This is a genomic window from Arthrobacter sp. NPDC058130 (assembly GCF_042884475.1).
GTDB lineage: Bacteria > Actinomycetota > Actinomycetes > Actinomycetales > Micrococcaceae > Arthrobacter.
The window spans coordinates 85,743-101,822 of the sequence record NZ_JBHVTV010000001.1 but is presented as its reverse complement, the minus strand read 5'-3'; the positions used below and the strand labels follow the sequence as shown (position 1 = coordinate 101,822).

The window sequence follows — 16,080 nt, the reverse complement described above, 5'->3', positions numbered from 1 at the left end:
GTATGGTGGTCAGATGCGAACGATGCTGAGGAAGGCTCCAGGCCGCCTGTCGACACTCGACCGGAAACTGGTGCGCGCCGTCTCCAATCTCCCAAGTGGCGGTCACGATGAGTTCTTCCGCCGCCTGTCCGCGGCAGCCAACAAGGGCAAACTCTGGTTCGGCGTTGCCGGAGTGATGGCGCTGGTGCCCGGGAAGACGCGGCGGGCAGCCCTGCACGGGCTGCTGGCGCAGGGCGCGGCATCGGCAGTGACAAACCTGGTGTTCAAGACCCTCCTGCCCCGGAGGCGACCCCTGCCCGAGCATCTTCCGGTGTTCCGCTTCGTCAACCCCCAGCCGACCAGTTCGTCCATGCCCTCGGGGCATTCCGCCTCGGCGGTTGCCTTCGCGCTGGGAGTTGGCATGGTCCGCCCGGCGCTGGGGGCGGCGCTGGCCCCTGTCGCAGCCGGGGTGGCCTACTCCCGGGTCCACACCGGGGCCCACTGGCCCTCGGATGTGTTCTTCGGCTCGGCGATCGGCGCCGGGGCGGCCCTGGTGACGCGGAAGTGGTGGCCTGTCCGGCCGCCGTTCCCGGAAACCCGCCGCAGCGCCGTCCGGGCCGCGGAACTCCCGGACGGCCAGGGACTCTGCATCGCGGTGAACACCCTCGGCGGGTCCTACGCGGACGAGACCGTCGACGCCCTGCAGAAAACATTCCCCAAAGCGTATATAACGGAAATCGGGCAGGAGGAGACCGTCGAGGCCGGAATCGCGCGGATCGCGGCCCGGCCGGGCATTGCGGCCCTGGGCGTTTGGGGCGGCGACGGCACTGTGGGAGCCGCGGCGGCCGCCGCCGTCGAACATTCCCTTCCCCTGCTGGTGCTGCCCGGCGGGACGCTCAACCACTTCGCCCGCGACGCCGGGACGCCTACCTTGGCGGCGGCGGTGCGGGCAGCCTCGCGCGGCGAGGCGGCAGTGGCCGACGTCGGCCACGTGAAGGCCGAACGCGGGCTCCCCGCCAGTCCGGAGCACGTCGAACTGACCATGCTCAACACGGCCAGCATCGGCCTCTACCCGAACCTGGTCCGCCGGCGCGAACAGCTCCAGCCGGCACTCGGAAAGCCCCTGGCCGGTATCGTGGCGATGTTCCGGACCTTCGCGGCCGGCACCCCCACCAGCCTGGTCGTCAACGGCGTCCGGCACCGGCTGTGGATTCTCTATATCGGCCGCGGCCGCTACTATCCCCGCGACCACGCGCCGCTGGTGCGGCCCGTGCTCTCGGACGGAGTCCTGGACCTGCGGATGATCACCGCCGATGAGCCGTTCGCCCGCCTGCGTCTGCTCTGGGCCGTGCTCACCGGCACCGTGGCCACGTCCGGGATCACCCATCTCAGCGAGACGGACCGGATCACCGTGGAGCCGGGGAACGGTCCCATGGTCCTCGCCGTTGACGGGGAGGTCATGCCCGGGGTGCGGAGCGTCGAGTTCACGGTCCGCGGCGGCGCGCTGACCTACTACTCGCCGCTCGGCTGAGCCGGGGCAGACGCGGCGGGAGGCGAGGGCGGAACCGGGGCGTCATCCTCCCGGACTACCCTGAATGACCCCTGAATCATCCCTGAGACCGGCGAAAACCCCTGGCGGTGTCGGTAGCGTGGGGTGCAGACGGGCCCGTGATCGCGGTGCCCCGGACAATCTCCCGCTACGCAAAGGAAACGCTTCCATGATCGAAGCACGAGGCCTGACCAAGGTATACGGCGACAAGACCGCCGTCGCCGGTGTCAACTTCACCGTCGAAGCCGGCCGGGTCACCGGCTTCCTGGGGCCGAACGGGGCCGGAAAATCCACCACCATGCGCATGATCATGGGGCTGGACCGGCCGACGTCGGGCTCGGTGACCGTCAACGGGTCGCCGCTGACCGGCCACACAGCGCCGCTGCGCGACGTCGGGGCGCTGCTCGACGCAAAGGCCGTGCACACAAGCCGCTCCGCCTACAACCACCTGCTCGCCATGGCCGCGACGCACAGCATCCCCAAGAAACGGGTCCACGACGTCATTGAGATGACGGGGCTGGCCGAGGTGGCCCGGAAGAAGGTCCGGGGCTTCTCGCTGGGCATGGGCCAGCGCCTGGGAATCGCTGCCGCCCTCCTGGGCGACCCGCAGACCGTCATCCTGGACGAGCCCGTCAACGGTCTTGACCCCGAGGGCGTGGTGTGGGTCCGCAATCTGGCGAAGTACCTGGCCTCTGAGGGGCGCACGGTCTTCCTCTCAAGCCACCTCATGAGCGAAATGGCCGTCACGGCGGACCACCTGATCGTGATCGGCCGCGGCAAGATCATCGCGGACGCCCCGATCCAGGAAATCATCGCCGGGAAGGGCCAGAGCCGCGCGCGGGTCCGCACCGACCAGCCGGACCGGCTCATGCAGCTGCTGGCCGGCGCCGGCGTCTCGGTGGAGGTCCAGGAGCGGGAACTCCTCGAAGTCACGGGGCTGGATCCGCGGCAGATCGCCACCGCTGCGCTGGAGAACCACGTCATGATCTACGAACTCACCCCGCTGCAGGCCAGCCTCGAGGAGGCCTACATGGAACTGACCAAGGATGAGGTCGAATACCACTCGCTGATCACCACGGGCGCCGTTCCCGTCGAAGCCGGAGGCAACTAAGCCATGAGCTCCACAACCGTTGAATCCACGCCCTCGCCGCGCGGCGCCCAAACGTTCACGCAGCGGTCCGGGAACAGCACCAGTTCCGGCCCCGGACCCGGCTTCCTGCGCGTCCTCAACTCCGAATTCATCAAGTACCGCACCCTGCTTTCCACCCTGATCCTGCTCGGCTCCACGGTGGTGGTCATGGTCGGTTTCGGGGCGCTCTCCGCCTGGGGGACCGGACAGTTTTCCGAGGCCGCGGCCCGGGACCCGGAGGCGGGCGCCAGGATCGCGGCGCAGGGCGGTGACCTCGCCGTCAGCGTACCCACGTCCGGCATCGTGTTCGCCCAGCTGATCCTGGGCTCCCTCGGCGTGCTGCTGATGAGCTCGGAGTTCACCACGGGCATGGCCCGGTCCACGTTCGCGGCAGTGCCCAAACGCCTTCCGGCGTTCGCGGCCAAGCTCGTAGTGGTGGTAGTGACCTCGTTCGTCATCACCGCCGCGTCCACCCTGGCCGCCGGATTCGTGTCCGTGCCGATCCTGGACAACTACGGCCTCGGCCTGGACCTGGGCAGCGCGCAGTCGGTCAAGCTGCTCGTCGTCAACAGCCTCTACGTGGCAGCGGTCGCGGCGATCGGCATGGCGCTGGGCACACTGGTCCGCAACTCCGCGGGCGGCATCATGAGCCTGGTCGGCCTGTTCTTCGTGGCGCCCATCGCCTTCCAGCTCATTCCGAGCGACTTTTTCGTGGAGGCCCGCAAGTACCTGCCCGGCAACACCGTGGATCCGCTGACCGCCGTCGACCATCTCCCGGACACCCTGGAAGCCTGGCAGGCCGGCCTGGTGCTGGGCGCCTGGGTGGTCATCCCGCTGCTCCTCGCCGGTTTCCTGCTCAAGAAGCGGGACGTCTAGGCCGGCGGCACGCGCCCAGCGCCTAGGCTCGGAGCATGATCGATGCAGTGCCTGTAAGGGAGGCGTCAGCCGGTTCGGCTGACGCCTCCCTCGCCGAACTCACCGCCCGCCGCCGCGGGCGGCTCCGGCGCTACCTGCTGGCCAACCCGCGGGTCATGGACGTTCTGGTGGTGCTCTGCTACCTGGTCCTGGTCACGCCCACCGCGGTCGAATCCGTCATCCACGGCGATTGGCCGGTTGCCGTCCTTCTGGCCGCGGCCGCGCCCGTCCTGCTCTTCCGGCGGGCCTACCCCGTGCAGGTGGCGGTGGCCGTGGGGGTATTGGAGCTGGCCGTCACGTTCCTGCACCCCTGGGGATCCAATGTTTCCGCCGGGCTCTGGTTTTCGCTGTACGCGGTCGCCGTGGTCCGCTCGCGGCGGTTCGCCCTGACGGCCCTTGCCCTGACCACCGCCCCGCTGGTGCTCCTGTACTTCGTGCTGGCCGTGGGTCCGCTGGACGGGCGGCTCCCGGACATGGCGGTCCGCACGCCCGAGAATTTCCAGCTGATCACGAGCATCGCCGCCGGCCTCGGCATCGCGCTCTCCAACTTTATTGCCACGGGGATCGGGATTTCGGTCCGGCAGCGCCGTGAGCACGAGCACGAGATTGCCGCCTGGGCCGCCCGGGCCCAGCAGCTGGGTTCGGTCACGGAACGGAACCGGATCGCGCGCGAAATGCACGACGTCGTGGCGCACTCCCTGACGGTCATGATCAGCCTGTCCGACGGCGCCGCCGTCGTCATCAAGAAGGATCCGGCGCGCGCCGCCGGCGTCCTCGAGGAACTCTCCCGGACAGGACGCACCGCGCTGGCCGACATGCGGCGCGTCCTCGGCGTGCTGCGCGACGATTCCGCCGCGGGCAACGCCCCGCGCGAGCCGCTGGTGGCCGGAGGCGACCTCGCCAAGCTGCTCGAGGGCTTCCGCACAGCAGGGCTGCCGCTGCATTACACGCACACCGGCCCGTCCCTGCCCGGCGATGCGGCGTTCCAGCTGACCGTATACAGGATCGTGCAGGAGTCGCTGACCAACGTGCTGCGCTATGGCCGTGCGCTCAGCCGCGTGGACGTCAGCATTGTCCGCGATGGTTCCCGCGTGATCATCGAAGTGGTCGACGACGGCAGGGGCACCGTTGACTTCGGCGGTCACGGGCCCGGTCCGCAGGGCACGACCGATTCCCCGGATTCCCTCGGCACCGGGCACGGAATCGACGGGATGCGGGAGCGGGCCAGGATCTACGCAGGCACAGTGCACGCCGGGCGCACCGGTGACCGCGGCTGGCGGGTGCATGCGGAACTGAACTGCAACGGGGACAATGCAACGGAAACAAGGGGGGACAATGGTCGACAAAGGACCGGTACGCGTTCTGCTGGTGGATGACCAGCCGCTGCTCCGGATGGGCTTCCGCCTCATCCTGGAGGGTGAGGATGATTTGTGCATCGTGGGCGAGGCGTCCAATGGCGCCGAAGCGGTCCGGCACGCCCGGGAGCTCGCGCCCGACGTCGTCCTGATGGACGTGCGGATGCCCGTCCTGGACGGGATCGAGGCCACCCGGGCCATCGCGGACTCGGGTTCCGACGCCAAGATCATCATCCTGACCACCTTTGACCTCGATGAATACGCCTTTGCCGGACTGCGGGCCGGGGCCTCGGCCTTCCTGCTCAAGGACGTGGCGCCGGCGGAACTGATCAGCGCGGTGCGGGTCGTGGCCAGCGGCGACGCCGTTGTGGCGCCGCGCGTTACGCAGCGGCTGCTGGAGACCTACGTCCGGGGTGCCGGAGCCGTGGGCACCCATCCCGACGGGGGTGCCGGTCCTGCCGGCGGTAGTGGTCCTGCAGGGGGCGACGGTCCTGCCGGCGGCGCCGGCGGCCAGCACACTGGAGGTCCGCCTAATGGCGCGGACGACGGCGGCCAGCCGGCCGGCTCGGACGACTGTGCGGCCGGCAGCCCGGCCCGCCCCGCGAGGGATCCCTTGTTGGAGGACCTGACGCCCCGCGAAAATGAGATGCTCGGAGCGATGGCGGAGGGGCTCTCCAACGCCGAAATCGCGCACAGATACTTCCTGTCCGAGGCCACAGTCAAGACGCACGTGCGCCGGATCCTGACCAAGCTGCATCTCCGGGACCGCGTCCAGGCCGTCGTCTACGCGTACGAGTCCGGCCTCGTGGTGCCGAGCAACGCGGACTACTGACGGAGGCCACCTGACGGAAGCCTCGCGGCGGAAGCATTCCGACTGCCAGAGCGGGAGGCTACCGGGGGGCTACCGGCGGGTAGTCTCTGAAGCAGTGGTTTCAGGCACATTGCCGAATTGCCTATTAGGCAACTTTAGTTGCATTTGAGGCCTTCCTCTTGGGAGATGGCCCGGTCTGTTTGAGGGTGAATTGTGGGAGTGCACAAGACGGAGCGTGCGCCGGGCGGTCTAGTGTGAAACGACACTGTGGTCCGCCGCACAGCATGGATTCGCTTCCCTGCCGGCAAAGAGCGGGCCTAAACCCCCCACGAAGGACGGCGCTTCCATGCCCGCTGACCAACAGCTCTCAAAATCCCTGAAACCCAGGCATCTGTCCATGATTGCCATCGCCGGCGTGATCGGCGCCGGACTGTTTGTCGGCTCCGGTGCGGCGATCCAGCAGGCCGGCCCGGGCATCCTGGTTGCCTACGCCGCGGCGGGACTCGTCGTCATTCTCGTCATGCGCATGCTGGGCGAAATGGCTGCGGCCAACCCGGAAACCGGCTCGTTTTCCACGTACGCTGACAAGGCACTGGGCCGCTGGGCAGGCTTTAGCATCGGCTGGCTCTACGCCTGGTTCTGGATCATCGTCCTCGGCATCGAGGCCACGGCCGGCGCGGCCATCATGCACCGCTGGGTCCCGGGCATCGACCAGTGGGTGTGGGCCCTTGCCCTGATGGTGCTGCTGACACTGACCAACCTCGGGTCCGTGAAATCCTACGGCGAGTTCGAGTTCTGGTTCGCTTCCATCAAGGTCGCGGCAATCGTGCTGTTCCTGCTCTTCGGTGTCGCCGCGATCCTCGGCTTGATCCCCGGAGTCCCCGCCCCCGGACTGGACAACCTGATCGGCAACGGCGGGTTCATGCCCAACGGCCCGGGTGCCGTCCTGGCCGGCATCCTCGTGGTCGTGTTCTCCTTCTTCGGGGCGGAAATCGCCACCATCGCCGCCGGCGAGTCCGAGAACCCTGTCGACGCCGTCAAGAAGGCCGTGAAGTCCACCGTCTGGCGCATCCTCGTCTTCTACATCGGCTCCATCGCCATTGTGGTCACCCTGCTGCCGTGGAACTCCGCGTCCGTCGCCAAGAGCCCTTACGTTGCTGTCATCGAGCTGTTCGGCATCCCCGGCGCCGGAACCATCATGGATGTTGTGGTCCTGACCTCGGTGCTCTCCTGCCTGAACTCGGGCCTCTACACCGCCAGCCGCATGCTGTTCTCACTCTCCCGCCGTGGCGACGCCCCCAAGTCATGGACGCGGATTTCCAAGCGCGGCGTGCCTGCTGCCGCAGTGCTGGCCTCCACGGTGGTCGGCTTCATCACCGTGGGCCTGAACTACATCGCTCCGGACACGGTCTTCCTGTTCCTGGTCAACACCTCCGGTGCCATCGCGCTGTTCGTGTGGCTCGTGATCGCCTCCTCCCAGCTGATCCTGCGCCGCCGCATGGGCGCCGCCGCCAAGGACCTCCAGCTGAAAATGTGGCTCTTCCCCTACCTGACCTGGGTGTCCATCGTCAGCATCGTCGCCCTCCTGATCGGCATGGTGCTCCTGGAATCCACGCGGGAATCGCTGCTGCTCTCGCTCGCTCTCGCCGCCGTCGTGGTGGGAATCGGAGTCGTCCGCTACCGCAGGAACGGCGCCCAGGCCACCGTCCCCGCAGCCGGTGACGCCGATATCGCCGGCGCTGGCGCCGCCGAGGCTCCCGTGGTTGACGCCGAGGACGCCGCGGTGGGCGCCCGCCCGGGGTCCTAAGCCCCACCATCAGATCCCCGCACCACAGCACCCCCGCACCACCGCACCCCCGGACATGCCCTCGCCGGGCGCCCACCAGTGGACATAGTGGCACTATGTCCATGCTTCGGCACCAGGGGAGGGCATGTCCGTGCACACCACGGAACATGTCCCTTCTCGGGGCGGAGGGGAGCACATGTCCAGCGGTATGCACTGGTCCCGGAAGTTGGTCGGAGAAATTCAGGTCCGACTCCAGGGGAACAATTCAGTACCGACGCGGGACATGTCCGGTCTTTGCCCCAGCCGGAGATCAATTTTCCGCGCAATGAAATCCGGACATGCCCTCTCCCGGCTGCCGAGAGTGGACATAATGCCATCATGTCCATTCCCTGGCACGTCGGGAGCGCATGTCCGTGAGGAACGGGGGACATGTCCGGTCTTGGGCCCGAGGCGTGGGCATGTCCGCGGGGCGCCGTGGGGCATGTCCAGTCGCTGCTTTCTCGAAGGGGCATGTCCAGTCGCTGCTTTCTCGAAGGGGCATGTCCAGCCAAGCCACAGCCGCTTCACAGGAAGGGGCTAGCCAGCCCATAGTGCCGCCGGGTTCCATGGGGTCATGACAACAACGCCCCAGCCCCCGCACGAGCCGCACCCCAACCACGACCGCGGCCTGGAGTTCGATCTCTCCACGCTCATGAGCCGCCGCTCGCTGGGCATGTTCCTCGGTGCGGGAACCGCAGCCGCCCTGGCAGCCTGCAGCCCGGCCGGCACAAGCGGCGGTTCGACGTCGGCCTCGTCCTCCCCGACTCCGGCGGCAACCGCGCCGGCGACGTCGGCCGCAGCGGCAGCAACGCCGTCGGCTTCGTCCTCGGCCACTCCGACGCTGACCCGCGCCATCGCCGAGTGCGGCGCAGAAATCCCGCAGGAAACTGCCGGCCCCTACCCCGGTGACGGTTCCAACGGCCCCAACGTCCTTGAGACCTCCGGCGTGGTCCGCCAGGACATCACCTCCAGTTTCGGCACTGCCAGCAGCACGGCCGAGGGCGTGCCGCTGACCGTCACGTTGACCCTGCTCGACAACGCCAACGGCTGCACCCCGCTGGCCGGGGCCGCCGTCTACGCCTGGCACTGCGACCGCGACGGCAAATACTCGATGTACGATTCCGGGCTCCAGAACGAGAACTACCTCCGCGGCGTCCAGGAGGCCGACGCCAACGGGCAGGTCACGTTCAAGACCATCTACCCCGGCGCCTACAGCGGTCGCTGGCCGCACATCCACTTTGAAGTCTTCGAGTCCATGAGCAATGCGACGGCGGCCGGCCAGGTCCTGGCCGTGTCCCAGATCGCGCTGACCGAGACGGCCTGCAAAGAGGTCTACGCGTCGGCCGGCTACGAAACCAGCGCCCAGAACTTCCCCCGCACCACGCTGAAATCCGACAACGTCTTCGGCGACGACGGCGGCATCTACCAGCTGGCCACCATGAGCGGCTCGATAGCCGCGGGGTACGCCGCGGGGCTCAACGTCACTGTCTAGGCACAGCGGCGCAGCATCGGCACCGTGGCGCGCCTGAGGAACCGCGGCGCAGTCCCGGCGCGCCCGGGGCCGCTGGCGCGCCGGGCTAGACTCGGAGCCATGCCAACACCGAGCACCGCCGCAGAGCACATCCAGGACCTCGGCGCGTACGTCAGCGCGTCGCCGTCGAGCTTCCACACCGTCCACGAGGCCGCGCGCCGGCTGGATGCAGCGGACTTCACGGGGCTGGACGAACTGCAGTCGTGGCCGGAACCCGGGGCCGCCACGGCCGCGACGGCCGGCAAGTTCTATGTGATCCGCGACGGCGCCCTGATCGCCTGGGTGGTGCCGCCCGGCGCCGGGCCGGCCACGGGCTTCAACATCCTTGGCGCCCACACCGATTCGCCGTCCTTCAAACTCAAGCCGAAGCCCACCACGGGCAAGTTCGGCTGGCTGCAAGCCGGCGTCGAGGTCTATGGCGGACCGCTCCTGAACTCCTGGCTGGACCGCGAACTCCAGCTCGCCGGCCGCCTGGTCATGCGCGACGGCACGCAGCACCTGACGGCCACGGGCCCGCTGCTGCGCTTCCCGCAGCTCGCCATCCACCTGGACCGGGCCGTGAACGACGGCCTGGCCCTGGACAAGCAGCAGCACATGAATCCGGTCTATGGCCTGGGCGATCCTGCCGGCGAGGACCTGCTCGGGCTCCTCGCGGACCGGGTAGCCGGCGCCAGCGTTGATCCGGCGCAGATCGGCGGGTACGACGTCGTCATTGCGGACACCCAGGCCCCGGCCGTGTTCGGCGCGCGCGGCGAATTCTTCGCCTCCGGCCGGCTGGACAACCTCTCCGCGACGCATGCCGGGCTCACAGCGCTGATCGCCCACGCCGGTACGCCGCTGCCGGACGGTGCGCCGATCGCCGTGCTGGCCGCGTTCGACCACGAGGAAATCGGCTCGGCGTCCCGATCCGGTGCGTGCGGGCCCATCCTCGAAGACGTCCTTGTGCGGATCTCCGACGGGCTCGGCGCTTCAGCCAGCCAGCGTCGGCAGGCCTTCGCGGCGTCGTTCTGCGTCTCGGCGGACGCGGGCCATGCCGTGCACCCGAACTATCCGGAGCGGCATGATCCCGCCAACCGGCCGGTCCTCAATGGCGGGCCGCTGCTGAAGATCAACGCCAACCAGCGCTACGCAACCGACGCCCCCGGGGCGGCCCTCTGGGCGCGGCTATGCACCGACGCCGGTATTCCGTACCAGGAATTCGTCTCCAACAACGTGATGCCGTGCGGCTCGACAATCGGGCCGCTGACCGCTACCCGGCTGGGAATCCGGACGGTCGATGTCGGCGTGCCCCTGCTCTCGATGCACTCGGCACGCGAGCTCTGCGGCGTCCAGGACCCGCACCGCCTGGCCACCGTCACCCGGACGTTCTTCCGGACAGCGGCCTGACGCCGACGGCGCCCCCGGGACCCAGGGAGCCCCGGGGGCCCTAAACAGTCCGGAAGCCCTGGGTGCCCCGACCAGCCCTAGACCGTCAGCCCGACCACGAGGTTGAGCGTGGCGGCCAGGATGATGGTGCCGAAGATGTACGAGAGCAGGCTGTGCTTTAGCGCCTCGGCACGCACCACATGGTTTTCCAGTGCGGTGTCCGAGACCTGGTACGTCATGCCGAGGCTCGTGGCCAGATAGGCGAAATCCGTGTACTGCGGAGGGCCGGACTGGTTGAAGTTGATTCCGCCAACCGCCGCTCCCGCACGGGCCTCGGTGCTGTAGTAGAGCTCGGCATACCGCAGCGTGAATAGGGTCTGGACCAGCAGCCAGGACAGGCCCACCGAGGCCAGCGCCAGCACCCCGCCGCCGAGGCGGGCGGCGTTGTCGCTGCTGTGCGAATCGATGACGACGGCGACCACGGCAACGAGGCTCGCCGCATTCGTGGCCAGAATCAGCAGGTCGGTGACACTGCGGGAGGGGTCCTCCGCCGTGGCGTGGGCCTGCGTTTCGGCAGGGTCCAGGCTGCCCACAACCAGCCAGACCCAGACGATGTAGCAGGCCGCGGCGCAACCCCAGCCGACGGCCGGGGCCTCCACCCAGTGCCCGGACATGCCGGTTGCCGCGGCGGCGAACAGCCCGACCAGCACCATGACGGCGAAGCGGAGCCGGCTGCGGCGGACCGGTGGCGGCAGGGCGGGGGTGTCGGTGTCCACGTTCAGATCATGGCACAGACCGTATGTCCGCTACCCGTCCACCGGCCGCGCGGCGGTTTTCCACATGGGCGTCCCGCCAGGTTCTGCCGCCGGCCCGCCTGGGGCTAGCGTGGGCCCATCAGGAATCGTCGAAACCAGCCCTGATGCACTAGGATATTGAAGTCTGTGCTGCGCCCTGCCGCCGATCCGGTGGCCGGGCATTGCATGGCACCGCAAATGAACCTCCTGTTACGGAAATGCCGTAACCGCTTAGCCCAAAGGAGGTGGGTTCACATATGCGTCCTTACGAATTGATGGTAATCATCGACCCCGAGGTCGAAGAGCGTGCCGTTGAGCCGTCGCTTCAGAAGTTCCTGAACGTCATCACCAACGATGGTGGAACCATCGAAAAGGTTGACATCTGGGGCCGTCGTCGCCTGGCTTACGAAATCCAGAAGAAGTCCGAAGGTATCTACGCCGTGGTGAACTTCACCGCTGAGCCGGCTACCGCCAAGGAACTTGACCGCCAGCTGGGTCTCAACGAGACCATCATGCGCACCAAGATCACCCGCCCCGAAGAGCAGAAAGTTGTTGCTGAGTAATTCAGCGGCAAATTTTCAATCTTCATCCCCGCAGGAACGCACAAGGAGGCAGTAGATGGCAGGCGAAACCACTATCACGGTTGTCGGTAACCTCACCAATGACCCCGAACTCAGGTTCACACCGTCCGGTTCGGCCGTAGCGAATTTCACCATCGCTTCTACTCCCCGCACCTTCGACCGGCAGTCCAATGAGTGGAAGGACGGGGAAACCCTGTTCCTCCGCGCGTCGGTCTGGCGCGAAGCAGCCGAAAACGTCGCTGAATCCCTGACCAAGGGCATGCGGGTGATCGTTTCCGGCCGGCTGAAGAGCCGTTCCTACGAAACAAAAGAAGGCGAGAAGCGCACCGTTATCGAGCTCGAGGTCGACGAGATCGGCCCGAGCCTGCGGTATGCCAATGCCAAGGTCAACCGCACCCAGCGCTCCGGCGGTCAGGGTGGACAGGGTGGCTTCGGCGGCGGCAACAGCGGTGGCTTCGGTGGCGGCCAGGGTGCAAACCAGGGCGGCAACACCGGCGGACAATGGGGCGGCAACCAGCCCGCCGCGCAGGAAGACCCGTGGGCCACGCCCGGGGTCAGCAATGCCGGCGGCGGCTGGGGCAATGGCCCGGATTCCGAACCTCCCTTCTAAACAACATCTAAGGTCCGGCAACGAAAACCGCCAGGATGCCGCAAGGCGCCCGGGGGCAGACAGCGCCGGATCACCACCATCCCGTGGATCAATATCCACGGGCTCCATCGAATAGGAGCTCCACGATGGCTAAGGCTGAACTCCGTAAGCCCAAACCAAAGTCCAACCCCTTGAAGGCCGCTGACATCACTGTCATCGACTACAAGGACGTAGCATTGCTGCGCAAGTTCATCTCCGACCGCGGAAAGATCCGCGCCCGTCGCGTCACTGGCGTCACGGTGCAGGAACAGCGCAAAATCGCCCAGGCAATCAAGAACGCCCGCGAAGTTGCTCTGCTGCCTTACTCCGGCGCTGGCCGCGGCTAAGGAAGGGATTAACTAAAATGGCAAAGCTCATTCTGACCCACGAAGTAACCGGTCTCGGTGCTGCTGGCGATGTTGTCGAGGTCAAGGACGGTTACGCACGTAACTACCTGCTGCCCCGCAACTTCGCCCTGACCTGGTCCAAGGGTGGCGAGAAGCAGGTTGAGTCCATCAAGGCTGCCCGCGTTGCCCGCGAGCACGCTTCCCTGGAAGACGCTCAGAAGCAGGCTGCTGCACTCTCCGCCAAGCCGGTCAAGCTGGTCGTCAAGGCTGGCGCAACCGGACGCCTGTTCGGCACCGTCAAGCAGGGCGACGTGGCCGACGCTGTTGAGGCCGCAGGCCTGGGCCGCATCGACAAGCGCAAGGTTGAACTGCCGGCTCACATCAAGTCGACCGGTTCCTACCAGGCAAACGTCCGTCTGCACGACGACGTTTCCGCTGTGATCGAACTCGACGTCGTCGCAGGCAAGTAGTCTTTCGACACCCGGCCTCACCGGCCTGGCAGTCCTGAACTGCTGGAAGGCCCCCGCCTCCGGACCCCTCTGAGGGACCGGATGCGGGGGCCTTCCGCCGTTAACTCCAACCTTGGGACTTGTGGCTAGCCGTGGTGCAGCACCGTGGTGACGTGCCGGTAGCCGAGCCGGATCAGCTCCGCCAGCACGGCCTCGTCGACGTCGTCGAGTTTGTTGACGTACAGGCAGCCGGCCCCCAGCTTGTGCTTGCCGAGCGTGCCAAGCAGATCGGCGGCCTCAGGGCCGTACGTGAGCCCGTAGAGCGACAGGCTGGATTTCCTGGGCGAGAATCCGACCGCAGGGGCATCTCCCTCCCTGCCGCTCGCGTACTTGTAGTGGTATCGGCCGAAGCCCACAATGCTCGGACCCCACATTTCCGCCGGTTCCCCCGTGATTTCGGACATCAGCGCGAGCAGCCGCAGCCCGTCGCCGCGCCGGACCGGGGGCTCGACGGCGGCCAGGAACTCCTCGACCGACGCGCCGGTTGCCTGGGTTTTGTTATCAGCCATGAGGGCAGTCTGGCAGAGCGCGGACTTCCTGTCAGGCGGCGCGGCCGGTGGAGCAACGGAGGGTCGGGAATAAATCCACGCCACCGCTTCTTGAAGAGGTAGATGCAAACGCATGTATTGTTTTTGCTGACTGGATTCAACTTAGGAGCACTCCGTGGAAACCCGCCGTATCACCGTTATTTCCGCCGGACTCGGCGTCCCGTCGTCGAGCCGCCTGCTGGCCGACCAGCTGGCGGGGGCCGCAGAGCGGCAGCTTGCCGCGGCCGGCTACGCCGTGGACGTCGAGGTGGTGGAACTCCGGGACCTTGCCGTGGACATCGCCAACAACTTCGTGACCGGCTATGCGGCCCCGCGGCTGGCCGAAGTGATCGCCGGCGTTGACGCCTCCGACGGCATCATCGCCGTCAGCCCCGTGTTCAGCGCCTCCTACAGCGGGCTTTTCAAATCCTTCATCGACGTGCTCGATCCCAAGTCGCTGGAGGGCAAGGCCGTCCTGCTGGGGGCCACCGCCGGCACGGACCGGCACCAGATGGTGCTGGACTTTGCGATGCGGCCGCTCTTCACCTACCTGCGCACCCGGACCGCGGCCACCGCGGTCTTCGCCGGGCCGCAGGACTGGGGAAACAACGACGACGGCGGCTCGCCGCTCTCGGCGCGGGTGGACCGGGCGGCAGGGGAGTTCGTCCGCCTGCTGCAGGACTCAGGGCCGCAGCAGAAGCCGGCCGCGCTGGAATCCCTGCCGTTTGAGCAGCTGCTCGCCGGCATCTCGGGCCCACGGTAGCACCCCGCCCGCGGAACCCACGGCCGGCCCGCGTTTTCTGTGTTCAGTCGCCGAGCAACGCGATGAATTCCCGGGCCTGCTTCATGGAAATATCCGAGTGGCGGGTCAATGCCGTCGCTGCGGCCTCGGTGTCGCCGCTCCTGGCGAGGGTGCGGATCCTCCCGTAGATCTCATCATTGAGCATGTTGCTGCTCACCTCTCGCGTGACATCTCCCTTGCTGGCGATCGCGCGGTAGCGGTACGGGAACCGCTGCGGCACGTCCTCCTCGTCCGGAACGGCTTCCGGCGCGGCCTCAGGGGCCCGGAACGGCTGGGGGTGCGCCGCCAGGGCCGCGACGGCGTCGCGGGACGCCCGGAGGCCCTCCCCGGTGGCCTCGAGGTACACCTTGATGGCCGCCATGGCCTGCCCCTGCGCGATCAGTGCGTAAAGTCGCCGGTGCTGCTCCTGGGTGAGCCTGGCCGCCGCCGTGCGGGCCAGCTCCGCGGAATCGGGGGCCGGCTGCGGCGCGGACGACGGCCTGGGGCGTTTGCCGCGGCGGCTCCAGGCCCGGACCACCATCAGCACACCGGCGGCCACAAGCACCAGGATCAGTACGGGAATGAGCAGGGAGTCCATGTGCTAGAGCCGATCTATGTAATTCTTGGCGGACTTGTGGTCCGAGTCGGTCACCTGCTGCAGCAACCGGGTGGCCTTGATCTTGTGGCCGCTGCGGGCCATCGACTGAAGCTGCAGGAAGAGTTGGGGACTGAGCTGTCCGAAGGCGAGCAGGTCGTCCTGGTGCCCGGGGCGGTTCCCCGCAAAGGTCGCGGCGCTGTGGGCCAGCAGGGCGGAGCGGGCGTGGTCGGCCTGTTGCGACTGCTGCGCGGAGTTCTGGCTGGGGCGGGTGGTCGCTTCGATCTTGGCGCGGGCCGCAACCGCTGCCTGGACCTGCGCGGCGTAGTGCGCCTGGGACTTTACGGCCAGTTCCCGCTGGTATCGCTCGGCGTCGGAGATGCCGAAATTCCGTGGTTTCAGGGCCGTGGTCATCGCCCAGAGCACCGCCGCAAGAATGATGGCAGGCAACATGACTACCAGTACATCGCCCATGCTTAGAGCTTATGCCAGATTGCGGTTATCCACAGCATATTCCGCACCTCACGTACAGTGCCCCCGCGTTCGGCGTCAGTTCGGCGCCCCGGCGTGAATCCGGCCACAAAATTCGTGCATTGGATGGCAAATGTGGCCTCCGGCGCGGCACTGAATCCCCAGCCGCAAGGTGCAGGTTGTGGATGAAGCTTGGCGGAAAATCTTTTGTGTCCACAACATGAATCCAATGTTTCCGCAGGTCAAGAGTGGATTGCGGACTCAAGTTTTTTTCTATCCACAGCCCTGCCCACAGACTGTGCACAAGCATCAGGCACTAGTGCACAGGTTATCCACAGGGGAGCGGGACGGCCGGGTTGGTGCCTGCCCGATCGACGGATAACGTTGC

At 67.3% G+C, this 16,080-nt stretch carries 17 protein-coding genes; 13 read left to right on the top strand and 4 right to left on the bottom strand.

From position 1 onward, the window contains the following. The first annotated feature begins 13 nt into the window (after positions 1 to 13). The 8 genes from ACFVTM_RS00525 to ACFVTM_RS00490 all read left to right on the top strand — a co-directional run bounded on the left by ACFVTM_RS00525 (position 14) and on the right by ACFVTM_RS00490 (position 10,480). The gene (locus ACFVTM_RS00525; protein ID WP_390201370.1) at positions 14 to 1,510 is read left to right on the top strand and encodes a bifunctional phosphatase PAP2/diacylglycerol kinase family protein; all 1,497 of its coding nucleotides are present in this window, start codon (positions 14 to 16) and stop codon (positions 1,508 to 1,510) included. 187 nt (positions 1,511 to 1,697) lie between these two features. Next, positions 1,698 to 2,639 (top strand): ABC transporter ATP-binding protein, encoded by a 942-nt coding sequence (locus tag ACFVTM_RS00520; RefSeq protein ID WP_390201369.1) that lies wholly within the window; start codon positions 1,698 to 1,700, stop codon positions 2,637 to 2,639. Positions 2,640 to 2,642: 3 nt separating this feature from the next. After that, positions 2,643 to 3,533 carry an ABC transporter permease gene (locus tag ACFVTM_RS00515; RefSeq protein WP_390201368.1) on the top strand — a complete coding sequence of 297 codons (891 nt, stop codon included), beginning with the start codon at positions 2,643 to 2,645 and terminating at the stop codon, positions 3,531 to 3,533. Between the two features lie 35 nt (positions 3,534 to 3,568). Beyond that, entirely contained in the window at positions 3,569 to 4,948 is a 1,380-nt protein-coding gene (locus tag ACFVTM_RS00510) for a sensor histidine kinase (RefSeq protein ID WP_390201367.1), read from the top strand. Next, entirely contained in the window at positions 4,908 to 5,759 is an 852-nt protein-coding gene (locus ACFVTM_RS00505; protein ID WP_390201366.1) for a response regulator, read from the top strand. The genes ACFVTM_RS00510 and ACFVTM_RS00505 overlap by 41 nt, the downstream gene beginning before the upstream one ends. 325 nt (positions 5,760 to 6,084) lie before the next feature. Continuing rightward, positions 6,085 to 7,545, top strand: a complete 1,461-nt coding sequence (locus ACFVTM_RS00500; protein WP_390201365.1) for an amino acid permease — start codon at positions 6,085 to 6,087, stop codon at positions 7,543 to 7,545. Positions 7,546 to 8,137: 592 nt separating this feature from the next. Beyond that, positions 8,138 to 9,055, top strand: coding sequence for an intradiol ring-cleavage dioxygenase (locus ACFVTM_RS00495; RefSeq protein ID WP_390201364.1), 918 nt, complete (start codon positions 8,138 to 8,140; stop codon positions 9,053 to 9,055). A gap of 99 nt (positions 9,056 to 9,154) precedes the next feature. After that, a complete protein-coding gene (locus ACFVTM_RS00490) occupies positions 9,155 to 10,480 on the top strand; it encodes a M18 family aminopeptidase (RefSeq protein WP_390201362.1) in 1,326 nt (441 codons plus the stop codon). A 77-nt stretch (positions 10,481 to 10,557) separates the two neighbouring features. On the opposite strand, the gene ACFVTM_RS00485 is transcribed toward ACFVTM_RS00490, so the two are convergent. Continuing rightward, positions 10,558 to 11,235: a DUF1345 domain-containing protein gene (locus tag ACFVTM_RS00485; RefSeq protein ID WP_390201361.1), complete on the bottom strand. Its 678-nt coding sequence runs from the start codon at positions 11,233 to 11,235 to the stop codon at positions 10,558 to 10,560. Between the two features lie 275 nt (positions 11,236 to 11,510). On the opposite strand from ACFVTM_RS00485, the gene rpsF reads away from it, so the two are divergent. From rpsF to rplI, 4 genes are all read left to right on the top strand, one after another. Then, positions 11,511 to 11,816, top strand: coding sequence for a 30S ribosomal protein S6 (gene rpsF / locus ACFVTM_RS00480; RefSeq protein WP_390201360.1), 306 nt, complete (start codon positions 11,511 to 11,513; stop codon positions 11,814 to 11,816). Between the two features lie 55 nt (positions 11,817 to 11,871). After that, entirely contained in the window at positions 11,872 to 12,444 is a 573-nt protein-coding gene (locus ACFVTM_RS00475) for a single-stranded DNA-binding protein (protein ID WP_390201359.1), read from the top strand. A gap of 125 nt (positions 12,445 to 12,569) precedes the next feature. Continuing rightward, positions 12,570 to 12,809, top strand: a complete 240-nt coding sequence (gene rpsR, locus ACFVTM_RS00470) for a 30S ribosomal protein S18 (RefSeq protein WP_003800144.1) — start codon at positions 12,570 to 12,572, stop codon at positions 12,807 to 12,809. 17 nt (positions 12,810 to 12,826) lie between these two features. After that, entirely contained in the window at positions 12,827 to 13,279 is a 453-nt protein-coding gene (rplI, locus tag ACFVTM_RS00465) for a 50S ribosomal protein L9 (RefSeq protein WP_018775331.1), read from the top strand. Positions 13,280 to 13,404: 125 nt separating this feature from the next. Here the strand turns inward: rplI and ACFVTM_RS00460 are convergent, their stop codons facing one another. After that, positions 13,405 to 13,827 (bottom strand): DUF1801 domain-containing protein, encoded by a 423-nt coding sequence (locus ACFVTM_RS00460; RefSeq protein ID WP_390201358.1) that lies wholly within the window; start codon positions 13,825 to 13,827, stop codon positions 13,405 to 13,407. A gap of 154 nt (positions 13,828 to 13,981) precedes the next feature. Here ACFVTM_RS00460 and ACFVTM_RS00455 point away from each other — a divergent pair, with 154 nt between their 5' ends. Then, positions 13,982 to 14,608: an FMN reductase gene (locus ACFVTM_RS00455; protein ID WP_390201357.1), complete on the top strand. Its 627-nt coding sequence runs from the start codon at positions 13,982 to 13,984 to the stop codon at positions 14,606 to 14,608. A gap of 43 nt (positions 14,609 to 14,651) precedes the next feature. On the opposite strand, the gene ACFVTM_RS00450 is transcribed toward ACFVTM_RS00455, so the two are convergent. Both ACFVTM_RS00450 and ACFVTM_RS00445 read right to left on the bottom strand, forming a co-directional pair. Continuing rightward, positions 14,652 to 15,224, bottom strand: a complete 573-nt coding sequence (locus ACFVTM_RS00450) for a hypothetical protein (protein ID WP_390201356.1) — start codon at positions 15,222 to 15,224, stop codon at positions 14,652 to 14,654. Positions 15,225 to 15,227: 3 nt separating this feature from the next. After that, complete coding sequence (locus tag ACFVTM_RS00445) at positions 15,228 to 15,695, bottom strand: hypothetical protein (protein WP_390201355.1); 468 nt, start codon at positions 15,693 to 15,695, stop codon at positions 15,228 to 15,230. Between the last annotated feature and the right edge of the window lie 385 nt (positions 15,696 to 16,080).